Origin of the sequence: Aerosakkonema sp. BLCC-F183, assembly GCF_041929145.1 — a bacterium.
Classification (GTDB): domain Bacteria; phylum Cyanobacteriota; class Cyanobacteriia; order Cyanobacteriales; family Aerosakkonemataceae; genus Aerosakkonema.
Genome location: NZ_JBHFNU010000075.1, coordinates 155354 through 166918 on the forward strand (window position 1 = coordinate 155354; position 11565 = coordinate 166918).

Annotated in this window: 12 protein-coding genes and 1 tRNA gene; 10 read left to right on the forward strand and 3 right to left on the reverse strand. The window is 47.5% G+C overall.

Features of this window, described 5'->3' with window-relative positions; translation table 11 throughout:
• Positions 1-27 precede the first annotated feature (27 nt).
• Positions 28-1401 (forward strand): ABC transporter substrate-binding protein, encoded by a 1374-nt coding sequence (locus ACE1CD_RS23040; protein WP_374793191.1) that lies wholly within the window; start codon positions 28-30, stop codon positions 1399-1401.
• Positions 1402-1517: 116 nt separating this feature from the next.
• Here the strand turns inward: ACE1CD_RS23040 and ACE1CD_RS23045 are convergent, their stop codons facing one another.
• Together ACE1CD_RS23045 and ACE1CD_RS23050 are read right to left on the reverse strand one after the other, a co-directional pair.
• A complete protein-coding gene (locus ACE1CD_RS23045; RefSeq protein WP_374826358.1) occupies positions 1518-2345 on the reverse strand; it encodes a hypothetical protein in 828 nt (275 codons plus the stop codon).
• 490 nt (positions 2346-2835) lie between these two features.
• Positions 2836-3786, reverse strand: coding sequence for a serine hydrolase (locus tag ACE1CD_RS23050; RefSeq protein ID WP_374826359.1), 951 nt, complete (start codon positions 3784-3786; stop codon positions 2836-2838).
• Positions 3787-3895: 109 nt separating this feature from the next.
• On the opposite strand from ACE1CD_RS23050, the gene ACE1CD_RS23055 reads away from it, so the two are divergent.
• The 3 genes from ACE1CD_RS23055 to ACE1CD_RS23065 all read left to right on the forward strand — a co-directional run bounded on the left by ACE1CD_RS23055 (position 3896) and on the right by ACE1CD_RS23065 (position 7139).
• Positions 3896-4576, forward strand: a complete 681-nt coding sequence (locus ACE1CD_RS23055; RefSeq protein ID WP_374793185.1) for an NlpC/P60 family protein — start codon at positions 3896-3898, stop codon at positions 4574-4576.
• Between the two features lie 163 nt (positions 4577-4739).
• Positions 4740-5759: a glycosyltransferase family 2 protein gene (locus ACE1CD_RS23060; protein WP_374793183.1), complete on the forward strand. Its 1020-nt coding sequence runs from the start codon at positions 4740-4742 to the stop codon at positions 5757-5759.
• Between the two features lie 102 nt (positions 5760-5861).
• Positions 5862-7139 carry an MFS transporter gene (locus tag ACE1CD_RS23065; protein ID WP_374826360.1) on the forward strand — a complete coding sequence of 426 codons (1278 nt, stop codon included), beginning with the start codon at positions 5862-5864 and terminating at the stop codon, positions 7137-7139.
• 126 nt (positions 7140-7265) lie between these two features.
• Here the strand turns inward: ACE1CD_RS23065 and ACE1CD_RS23070 are convergent.
• Positions 7266-7339 (reverse strand) — tRNA-Arg (locus ACE1CD_RS23070).
• Positions 7340-7376: 37 nt separating this feature from the next.
• Between ACE1CD_RS23070 and moaC the strand changes: the two genes are divergently transcribed.
• The 6 genes from moaC to ACE1CD_RS23100 all read left to right on the forward strand — a co-directional run bounded on the left by moaC (position 7377) and on the right by ACE1CD_RS23100 (position 11193).
• Positions 7377-7871 carry a cyclic pyranopterin monophosphate synthase MoaC gene (gene moaC, locus ACE1CD_RS23075; RefSeq protein WP_374826361.1) on the forward strand — a complete coding sequence of 165 codons (495 nt, stop codon included), beginning with the start codon at positions 7377-7379 and terminating at the stop codon, positions 7869-7871.
• 114 nt (positions 7872-7985) lie between these two features.
• Positions 7986-9506: an alpha-amylase gene (locus ACE1CD_RS23080; protein WP_374826362.1), complete on the forward strand. Its 1521-nt coding sequence runs from the start codon at positions 7986-7988 to the stop codon at positions 9504-9506.
• A 278-nt stretch (positions 9507-9784) separates the two neighbouring features.
• Positions 9785-9952, forward strand: a complete 168-nt coding sequence (locus tag ACE1CD_RS23085; protein WP_374826363.1) for a hypothetical protein — start codon at positions 9785-9787, stop codon at positions 9950-9952.
• Positions 9952-10467, forward strand: coding sequence for a DUF4276 family protein (locus tag ACE1CD_RS23090; RefSeq protein ID WP_374826364.1), 516 nt, complete (start codon positions 9952-9954; stop codon positions 10465-10467). The genes ACE1CD_RS23085 and ACE1CD_RS23090 overlap by 1 nt, the downstream gene beginning before the upstream one ends.
• A gap of 50 nt (positions 10468-10517) precedes the next feature.
• The gene (locus ACE1CD_RS23095; RefSeq protein WP_374793162.1) at positions 10518-10799 is read left to right on the forward strand and encodes a 2TM domain-containing protein; all 282 of its coding nucleotides are present in this window, start codon (positions 10518-10520) and stop codon (positions 10797-10799) included.
• Between the two features lie 88 nt (positions 10800-10887).
• Positions 10888-11193 (forward strand): DUF3181 family protein, encoded by a 306-nt coding sequence (locus ACE1CD_RS23100; RefSeq protein WP_374826365.1) that lies wholly within the window; start codon positions 10888-10890, stop codon positions 11191-11193.
• Positions 11194-11565 lie beyond the last annotated feature (372 nt).

Below are 11565 nucleotides of genomic sequence, written 5' to 3' on the forward strand. Positions count from 1 at the left end.
GCGGATTGTTGAGGATGGGAAGAAGAAATGAGTAAATCGCGTCAAGAGAGAAGTTTCAAGTACAGCAAAGCTCTAGCACTAGCTTTTGTCGCACTGGGCACAGGTTTTGTCACCGCTGCTTGTCAAAACACCAGCAGCACTAACACCAGTTCGAGCCCGACAGCCCCCGCTCCCAATAGCACCACAGCTGCGGTCAGCCAAACCTCAGTCACCACACCCGCAGCTACCAACGCCAAAGGACTAAAAATCGGCACCCTGCTACCCGCCACCGGTGACCTCTCATCGATCGGACAGGGTATGATTGCTGCTGTCCCTTTGTTAGTCGAAACCGTCAACAAATGCGGCGGCGTTAACGGTCAACCCGTTACCCTCATTTCTGAAGACGACCAAACCAAACCAGAAGCAGGTGCTGCCGGGATGACCAAGCTAGCAGAAGCCGACAAAGTAGCTGGTGTAGTCGGTTCCTTTGCCAGCAGCGTTTCCACTGCTGCCGTAGATATTGCAGTGCGGAACAAAGTCATGCTCATCTCTCCTGGCAGCACCAGTCCCGTCTTTACTACAGCTGCAAAAGAAGGCAAATATCAAGGTTATTGGGCACGCACCGCACCACCCGATACCTATCAAGCGCAAGCTTTGGCGAAACTAGCCAGCGAAAAAGGCTTCAAGCGAGTTTCCACCGTCGTTATTAATAATGATTACGGCGTCGGTTTTGAAAAAGAATTTGTGCAAGCATTCAAAAAACTGGGTGGAACCGTTGTCAACGAAAGCAAGCCAACCCGCTACGATCCCAAAGCCACTACGTTTGATACCGAAGCAGCCAGTGCCTTTGCCGGTAAGCCGGATGCCGTAGTTGCAGTTCTGTACGAAGACACAGGCAGTTTATTACTTAAAGCTGCTGCCGAGCAAGGTGTGAGTAAAGGAGTAACGGTGATGCTCACCGATGGCGTTTACTCGCCACAGTTTCCCGGAAAGGTGGGCAAAACCAGCAACGATAAGTTTATCCTGGGTGGAGCAGTAGGCACAGTTCCCGGTGCTAACGGTCAGTCACTCGCCGAATTCACCAAATTATGGAAAGAGAAGAAAGGTACAGAAGTAGGTGCTTTTGTGCCTCACTCTTGGGATGCTGCGGCTTTGTTAGTGCTAGCAGCAGAAGCAGCTAAGTCCAATACAGGGGAAGGCATCAAGAGCAAAATCAGAGAAGTCGCCAATGCACCGGGGGAAGAAGTCAGCGATGTCTGCAAAGCACTGGAATTAGTGCGCCAAGGTAAAGATATTAACTATCAGGGAGCCAGCAGCAACGTGGATATTGATGAAAACGGCGATGTAGTGGGCAGTTACGATGTTTGGGCGGTCAAAGACGATGGCAAACTGGAGGTTACCGGTAAAGTAAGCCCTCAGTAACCCAAATTGCCAGTTATATAGAGTAGGGTGCGTCAGAGCGATAACACTAGGGATTAGATCCAAAATTCTGCTATCTGACGCACCCTACTGAATCTAACTAACAACTTGAGTTATGACTAGAATCGGAATCCAGTACCGAAGTTATAGCCAATGCCCAACATGATACCCAAGTCAGTCGTATCGATAAAGCCCGCCGTTACAGCAGCTGTAGCCGTAAATTGATTGCTGATCGGCACATCGACACCCCCTGTCAGAGCAAAGCCAAGATTGCTATCTCCATCAGTGGAAATGATGACACCAGCACCAACGTAAGGAGCAAAGTTGATTCTTTGAAAAGGTTCCGCTTGGACGGGAAAATCGTAAGTTACTGGAATGATGAAGTCGGTGTCATCGCCTATCACTACGGAAGGGCGCACGGAAAAGACTCTTGTCAGTCCGATTTTACTGAAAATCGTAAAGCCACTATCGCCCAAAGCGGTGTCTCCCGTCAAACCCAAATTACCGCCGACACCGAGATAGCTAGACCCAGAACGAGTGGCGCGACCTGGTTCTAATTCGGCTTGAGCCACCTGCTGGCCTTTTTTAGCTGGTGCGTTTGCTGGTGCTGTTTGGCGAGATGCCGACCGACCGAATAGAGCTGAAGCCGAAGTTTCTGCTGTACCTGGAGCTGGCTGCTTTTTTGCCGTATCATCCGATCCGATCGCCGATTCCTCAAGCAGGTCGTATACCCCAGAGCTATATAATTCGCTCTCAAGCGTGGGTGAGTTGCTTAAGGATTCTGACTGCGACAGTTGAGTCTGAGTGACGGCAAAGTTGGAACCGCGATCGATCGCAGCGGGTGCGGCGACCGTGGATTGGGCCATAGCAGGCAAGCCGCTACTTACACCTGCGATCGCTGCCAAACTCACAAAGAAAACACTACGTTGAAAAGGATTCGTATTCACATTCACTCCTCGACAAAGATCGGGACAATAGTTAATCCCAGCGAAATTTTATATCAGAATTTAATCCTAGTATCGGTGACAGCTATAGCCGCACTCAGGAAAATGATGCACTTGCAGGCTCAAATCCTTGGGAGCATGAGCTACACAGTTCGGGAAAGTTTGGCTTTTGATGCTTCGACTTGTGCAAAATACACCTCTTGCTTACAGCACAGCATTGACTGTATTGCGCTCAAGAGTTGCCAATCTTCGCCATATTGGATGGCTCGATTGGCGCGAATCTTATCCGACTGCAACCGAAAAAAGGCATACAGACGCGAGTTGTTCGGCCTAATGCTAAATATACAAGAAAATCCGCAGTAGCGACCTCTATAGTTCGGATGATTGTGCGGTTACCCCATAAAAAAGCAGCTTTAGGCTCTTTTTCCAGTTTCCTGTTTGGAGAGACTTTGGGCCCAATATCTGCAAACAGCAGACCGCACCAGTGAAGCGCTTATATTTCGCCAGCATCGGCTTCGTCCACTGCGGCAGCAACTTGACGAGAAACAAAAGGCAAAATCGCTTTGTTTTTACTGTGTGCCCTTCCTTCTGTAAATACAACTAACAAATAGGGCTGCTTGCCCGGTATCTCGATATAGCCAGCGTCGTGGCGTACTTGGCTAGTCCATCCAGCTTTAGACCACAGTAAGGCATTCTGGGGCAAACCTTCCCCCAGAAAACCGGTTACCTGATTTTCGTCGTCGGTTGTTAAATCGCCTGGGTTAAGACTGCGTTTCATCAAGGCCATCATACTTTGCGAAGCTTTTGAGGATACCGCTACTCCGCCGATAATGCTGTGCAGGAGACGAGCTGTAGCGTTAGTGGTCAGCATATTGCGATTTTCCATCAATTCGCCCACAAAAATGCGCTCGCGTCCGTAGGGGCCATCACACCAGGTTTTTTGGTTAACGTTGATTGCTTCTAACTCCGGCCAGCCCAACGAGTGAAAGTAGCGATTGACAATGTTACGCTGTAACTGCCAGGTTTGGAACGGCCCGTGGGATAGTTCCGGGCCGCTGGTGGTGCCCGTCAAGACATCCACGACCAGACTGGTGGCGTCGTTGCTAGAATCGACGATCGTATCCCGGATAGCGCGTTCCAACTCGGCGGTTGTCTGAATCATGCCTTTTTCCAACCACTCGTATACTGCCACCAGGTAAAACAGCTTGACGACGCTGGCGGGATAGATGCGATCGCTACCTCGATAGCTGAAACCTCGAACTTCGTGGTTCCAAAAAGCTTGCGGGCTAAGGGCTCCACCTGTATTTACAGGCACGGGCGGATCGTAGACAATCCAAGTAAGGGCGATTTGGTTGCGGGCTAGGTCTGGAAACTCGGCCCAAGTTGCAGAAAGGATTTGATTGCCCAGCTGTTGCAGTTGTTCGTCTTTGCGGAAAAAAGTCATTCGATTTTAGATTTGAGATTTTAGATTTGAGATTGTTCGTAGTACATTGTTCGTGGCAACGTCTTCGTCCGCAAACAATAAACTGCGAACCGCAAACCACAGACAGATCGTGAACGAAAATTTCCAGTCGATCGAGTACCGATGCCGACGCAATGTCAATATTTACGATTCTCCTAGCTGCACCCGTTTGGCAACTCAGGCGGCGCTTGGGCGTCATCTACGAGTAGTATCGCCGAATGGGGATATATCTGATACATCTGTTGAGGTGTGTCTGTGCGAGGATGATTATCCGGGCTGGCTGTCAATCCAAGATAGGAGCTATCTTGAGGAAACGGCAACCCCTTATCAGGCGATCGATCTTTCAGCGATCGAAATCCAAGCACGATTGCCCGCAGTGATTGCCTTTACTCAAAATGCCATGAAACAGCCCAATTATTACCTGTGGGGCGGTACGGTGGGGCCAAATTACGATTGTTCTGGGTTAATGCAGGCAGCATTTGCTTCGGTGGGTATTTGGTTACCCAGAGATTCCTATCAGCAGGAAGCTTTTACTCAGCCAATTCCGATTGAGGATCTTCTACCGGGAGATTTAATATTTTTCGGGACTCCAGAAAAAACTACCCACGTCGGACTTTATTTAGGTGAGGGGCGCTACATCCACAGTTCCGGTCAAACAGTCGGTCGTAATGGTATTGGCATCGATGTGCTTTCGGAACAGGGAGATGCCATCAGTCAGTCTTATTATCGGCAGTTGCGACGACCTGGGCGAGTGGTAAAAAGCTATAGCTAGGGGTTAGGGGTTAGGGGTTAGGGATTAGGAGTTAGGGGTTAGGGCGTCGGGAAGAGGAGAAATTTTGACTTTTGACTTTTGACTTTTGACTTTTGACTTTTGGCTCCCCCAGTGCGTGATATAACTAGCTCGTCGGTGTGAGGTGACAAGGCTGGCTACTACTATGAACACTTCGTTATTTTCCGCAACAGCAGGGACAAGGAATGGTTTTTCTGGGCTAGGCACTCCGGATATATCTGCGATCGTACCGATTTGCGACGAAGTGGAGAGTTTGCCGCATTTGATCGAGGCGATCGCTACCACTCTCACCTCTTGCCAATTGTCTTATGAAATCATCTGCGTGGATGATGGCTCTAAAGATGGATCGGCAGAATTTCTCAAACAACAAGCGCTTCTCCGTTCCGATCTCAAAGCTGTGCTGCTACGTCGCAACTACGGTCAAACGGCGGCGATGGCGGCTGGATTTAATTATGCGCGAGGGAAAGCGATCGTCACTTTAGATGCGGATTTGCAGAACGATCCGGCTGATATTCCCGTACTGCTGGCCAAGTTGGCAGAAGGGTACGATATGGTGAGCGGCTGGCGCAAGCACAGAAAGGATGACACTCTCACTCGTTTGCTACCTTCCAAAATTGCCAACTGGTTAATTGGGCGAGTTACGGGTGTGCAGTTGCACGATTACGGCTGTTCTCTCAAAGCTTATCGAGCCGAATTGGTGGCAGATTTGAACCTTTACGGCGAATTACATCGCTTTCTGCCTGCTTTAGCTTACATCGAAGGAGCGAGAATTACAGAAATACCGGTGGGACATCACTCCCGTCGCTACGGGCGCAGTAAGTACGGTTTGGGGCGGACATTCCGAGTGCTGATGGATTTGTTAACCATCTGGTTTATGAAGAAGTTCCTCACACGACCCATGCACGTTTTTGGGTTGTTGGGTTTGCTTTCTATGTTTTTGGGAGTAGTGCTGGGAGGCTATCTCACTTTCCTGAAACTGGGATTGGGAGAGACGATCGGCAATCGCCCATTACTGATTTTGACAGTATTGCTGTTGTTGACTGGTATCCAGCTGTTCAGTTTTGGGTTGCTGGCGGAGCTGTTAATGCGAACTTATCACGAATCCCAAGGAAGACCAATCTATCGGGTGAGGGAAGTTGTGGAGCCGATCGTTAAAAATAGTTAACAGTAGAAGTTTTGTTTGTTGCTAATGGCATTACCAGTCCCAGAGCTGGGAATCAGGCTAATGGCAACCAACAAATAGCGAATAGCAAATAGCAATTAACAAGTGAAAGTTTTTTGGACTCTTCAACCGCCAGAGCGACGTAATTTACTAATATTGTTCGCTTCTGGCTTATTGTTTTGGACTTGTATGGGTTCTCTGCTGCCGACGCTACCTCTCTACGTCCAGCACGTAGGGGGTACGGATCGACAGGTAGGAATTGTGATGGGCGCTTTTGCGATCGGGCTGTTATTATTTCGTCCTTGGCTGGGACAGTTAGCAGATCGCCGCAGTCGCAAACTGGTGTTGTTGCTGGGTGCTTTTGTGGCTGCGATCGCACCTTTTGGCTACTTGTTCGTACAGTCTATCCCCCTGCTGATCGCAATTCGCGCTTTTCACGGTATTGCTATTGCTGCCTTTACTACTGCCTATAGTGCTTTGGTGGTAGATTTGTCGCCGATAAGCCAACGAGGTGAGTTGATCGGCTATATGAGTCTGGTAACTCCGATCGGCGTAGCGCTTGGCCCAGCAATAGGGGGATTGCTACAGGCTGGGGCGGGTTACGATCGCTTGTTTCTCTTCGCAGCTGCATTGGGAATTAGCAGTTACTTCGGTGTCGGTCTGATCGAAGAAGCAAGAAAACTCAAAAGTAAGAAACAAGCAAACAAGTCAGATATTTTCGGACAACCGCAGGTCAAACCTATATGGAAAATTTTGACCGCGCCTGCTTTGGTGATTCCATCTTTAGTGCTGTTGCTGGTTGGTTTTGCTTTTGGGGCGTTGAGTACGTTTGTACCTTTGTATGTGGCGGCGGCAAAGGTGGATTTGAATGCTGGGTGGTTTTACACAGCAGCTGCAATATCGAGTTTCAGCGTCCGGGTCTTCATCGGTCGCGCTTCTGATCGCTACGGACGGGGACTGTTTATCACAGCTAGTATTCTCTGCTATTGTGTGGCAATGTTGATGCTGTGGCAGGCGAAAAGTGCGATCGGCTTTTTGTTCGCTGGTTTAATTGAAGGTGCAGGTTTGGGAACGTTGCTGCCCATGATGGTTGCTTTGCTGTCCGATCGTTCTTCTCCTCTAGAAAGAGGGCGAATTTTTGCGGTCTGCATTAGCGGGTTCGATTTGGGAGCGGCGATCGCAGCGCCGACTTTTGGTTCTCTTGCCCAGTATATCGGCTACGCGAACATTTTCGCTGTTTGCAGCGGATTGGTTACTTTAGCTTTGCTCGTTTTCATCACTTCCTGTAGCAAAGATTTGGGTCATTCGCTCAAGTTTGCCTTGGGACAGGAAAAAGATATGTATGCCTTTCAGGAAGGAAGGGGACTCTTGACTGGGGATTAGGGACTGGAAACTGACAGGATGTTTTCCAAACAAAAATCCTCATGTTCGATCGTCTCAGCCAAAATAAAAGTAAAAAGGCAAAAGGTTGCTTCTTTTGCCTTTTTACTTTTATTTTTTAGTTTGGGACGGGCTTGGAGGGACTCGAACCCCCGACCTTGTGGTCCGTAGCCACACGCTCTAATCCACTAAGCTACAAGCCCTTGCCAGAAATTTATAGTAACACAGGCTAATTAGATAATGCAACAATTTTCTGAAAATAAACTGACGCATTTAGACGATCGCGGCGAAGCCCATATGGTGGACGTTTCAGCCAAAGAGGTAACTGTGCGGCAGGCAGTAGCAGCCGGTCAGGTGCGGATGTCACCCAAAACATTGGCAGCGATACAAGCTGGTAATGCCCCCAAAGGGGATGTGTTGGGAACGGCGAGGTTAGCCGGCATTATGGCGGCGAAACAGACTGCCCAATTGATACCCTTGTGTCATCCCCTGCCGCTTTCTAAGGTGGAAGTGCAAATAACAGCCGATCCGGAATTGCCGGGATATCAAATTCGGGCGGAAGTCAAGACTAAGGCGGAAACGGGGGTGGAAATGGAAGCGCTGACGGCGGTGTCGGTAGCGGCGCTCACTCTATACGATATGGCGAAAGCTTTAGAGAAATCGATGCAGATTGAAGGAATTCGTTTGCTGAGTAAAACGGGTGGAAAATCGGGAGATTATCGGCAAGAAAGTTAGATAATTCCACAAGCCTGCCAATTGCCAGAACTGGCAACTCTTTTAAAAACTGCTTTAATGTTGATAATTTGAGGCAGTTTTAAGTTTGCTTGTGAATCCAAGTTGGGAAAGCAGGTGACTTATGCTGATTTTGAGCGATTTGCAATCCAAACCTTATCTTTAGGCGTAAATATGGCAGAAACTAATGGCGTGATGATGCAGTATTTCCATTGGTACAACTCCAACGATGGTACTTATTGGGAGGAAGTACAGAAAAAAGCTAAAGAACTGGCTGAAGCGGGGTTTACAGCACTGTGGCTACCACCGGCTTTTAAGGGCAAAAGCGGCGCGGAAGATGTGGGCTATGGGGTGTACGATTTGTTCGATTTGGGTGAATTTGACCAGAAAGGGAGTGTGCGAACAAAGTACGGCACCCGCGAACAGTACTTGGCTGCGATTAAGGCGTTACAAGCTGAGGGAATTGAGGTCTATGCCGATGTGGTTCTCAACCACAAAGATGGTGCGGATGACACGGAAATGGTGAAGGCGACACCATTCTACGGACACGATCGTAGTACCCCAAGCGGCGAACTTCAGGAAATTGAAGCCTACACACACTTTAAATTCCCCGGTCGCAAAGGCAAGTATTCCCCTATGGAATGGCACTGGTGGCATTTTGATGCGGTTAACTACAATCACCAGCGTCCGGAGGATTTGAACACCGTTTATCTGCTGGAAGGTAAAAGTTTTGACGATTTTGTCAGTCTGGAACAGGGCAATTTCGCTTTTCTGCTTGGGTGTGACTTGGATATGGAAAGTGAAGAGGTGCGGGAAGAACTAGCACGCTGGGGCAAATGGTATCTGGACACCACAGGTGTAGATGGTTTCCGACTGGATGCGATCAAACATATCTCTTCCTGGTTTTTTGTAGACTGGTTGGATGAAATGCGTCGGTACGCGCAACGCAATTTCTTTGTTGTCGGTGAGTACTGGACATCCGATCTGGAGTCGCTGCACTGGTATATCAATAATACTGGTGGGCGAATGTCCCTTTTTGATGTGCCGCTGCACTTCAATTTCCATACTGCTAGCCAAGGGGCGGGACACTACGATATGCGGCATATTTTAAATAACACTCTGATGCAGCAACAGCCTTCTTTGGCGGTGACGTTTGTGGAAAACCACGATTCCCAACCTTTGCAGTCGTTGGAATCGTCTATAGCCTCTTGGTTCAAGCCGTTGGCTTATGCTCTCATCTTGTTAAGGCAGGAAGGTTATCCCTGCGTTTTCTATGCTGACTATTACGGCGCAGAGTATGACGACAAAGGGATTCACATCAATATGCCATCTCACCGTTATGCGATCGATAAGTTTCTTTACGCTCGCAAACACTATGGCTATGGGCCTCAGTACGACTATTTCGACCATCCCAATATTATCGGCTGGACGCGCTTGGGCGACTCGGAACATCCCAAGGGAATGGCTGTGATGATGAGCGATGGGCCTGGAGGCAGCAAGTGGATGGAAGTCGGTAAACCTAACTCGACTTTTGTCGATCTAATGGAATATATCAAAGAACCCGTGCATACTAATGAGGAGGGCTGGGGCGAGTTTCCCTGCGATGGCGGTTCCGTTTCCGTCTGGATCGAACAATAGTACTTCTAACTCAATCAAAGTAATAAGTTCGAGCTATATTTCTCTCGACTGCGGTAGTCTGTTTTTTGGTTGAAGACTGCTGATGTTTTGGCGATCGTGCTGACAAGTGCGATCGCTTATTCACTTTTTTCAATACAGCTTTACACTACTCAGGAACGAGGTGCTTTCGCTATCTATCTTTGGGTTGATTTATAGCCGCTGATTTCACTTCACTGAGTTAAAATGAATGCTAATCAACTTAAAACTCGTTTGGAGGATTGAGCGTGACATAACCATCTATGAGTGAAGTCGAATTAGCTAAAATGAAAGAACTGCTCGAACTAGCTAAAATTACCGAGCTTCAAATGAAGGAATTAGCTGATTTTACTTTGGAGGTAAACCAAAAATATAAAAAACGTTTAGCCGAAATTAGAGTTGCTAATAAGAAGAACTATCGGCACAAGTAATGATTGAAGGTATTTTACCGAAAATAATATCGACAGAACTGGATATAGTTGTTCGGTATATTGTGTTTGAGGGGAAACAAGACCTGGAAAAGCAGATGGTACGAAAACTCCAAAAATATAAGAATCCGGATGCAACATTTATTATTTTGCGCGATCGAGATTCTGGCGACTGCCAAGATATTAAAACGAAACTTAAACAAAAATGCGAAGAAGCAAATAAGTCTCAAGCTATTGTACGTATTGCCTGTCGCGAACTGGAAAGCTGGTATCTTTCCGATCTAGAGGCGGTGGAAAAAGCTTACGATCTAAGCAATCTTTCTTCACGACAAAATGAAAAGAAATTCCGAAATCCCGATGAGCTTGGAAATCCATCACAAGAATTGAAATCGCTTGTACCTGAATACCAGAAGATAAACGGTTCTCGGATAATAGCACCTTACTTAAATATTGAAAACACACGCTCGCGCAGTTTTTATCATTTTATCAGTTCAATCAAAAGAATTATTCAGTCTTAACCTACAATCTAGATAAGTACTAACTCTGTTTCACTCAATAGAAATACTTTATGCCTCCTCGTTGGCCCCGCAAACCCGATCGCAATGACCCCGCCTATCGTAAACTAGACGATCGCATGAATTTCGCTATTCATGTAGCAATTTTTGCTGCTAGTAATTCCGGTATGTGGTTTTTCGATATCCTGAAAAATGCTGAATGGCCTTGGGCCAAGTGGGTGACGGGTGGATGGGCGCTGGTTTTGGTGGCCCATGCTGTGTATATTTTTGCGATCGCAAACTACTCCCAACCCCAACTGACATCGGAAACGCCGACAAAATCTCCCCAAGGATAGATTGAAAAATCTTGCTAAGCAGGGATTTACGCCGGGACTGGAGTTGATTCAATTAGGATCGAGGTAGCTTTTTATCGGAGTAAGTCCTATGGCAAAAACCAATACTTCTGAAGCGATCGAAAAACTAGCCGCAGAAATTGGCGAAAATGTTTATATCGACATTGCCAAGTGGCATCTCTACTTGCGGGAAGCTCATTTACACACCGCCCTGGCGCAACGGGTTTATCCCATGCTTCAGAATAATTCTCTTGAAGAAAGTAAGGTACTACAAATTCTCTCAGATCTTCCTGTCAAGATAGGCGGAAAACGGGAAATTCCTCTTGCAGATTTGATACCTACAGCCAGTCAGGTGAATTTGATGGATATTCTGGAAGAATTTCAACGCAAAATGTAGCCGTTTGGGTGGGCATTGCCTGCTCGGTTAAGAAAATTGTAGGTTGGGTTGAGCGATAGCGAAACCCAACAACCACCCATTTAGCGTTGGGTTTCGTGCCTCAACCCAACCTACCAAATTCTAGCTTTTTTTAACAAATCGTTGGCGGATACGGGAGACAAAAATATCGACTTCTGGCAACTTCAACTAAATGGCAATAGAAAATTGTAGGTTGGGTTGAGCGATAGCCAAACCCAACAACCACCCATTTAGCGTTGGGTTTCGTGCCTCAACCCAACCTACCAAATTCTAGCTTTTTTTAACAAATCGTTGGCGGATACGGGAGACAAAAATATCGACTTCTGGCAACTTCAACTGAATGGCAAATACAGC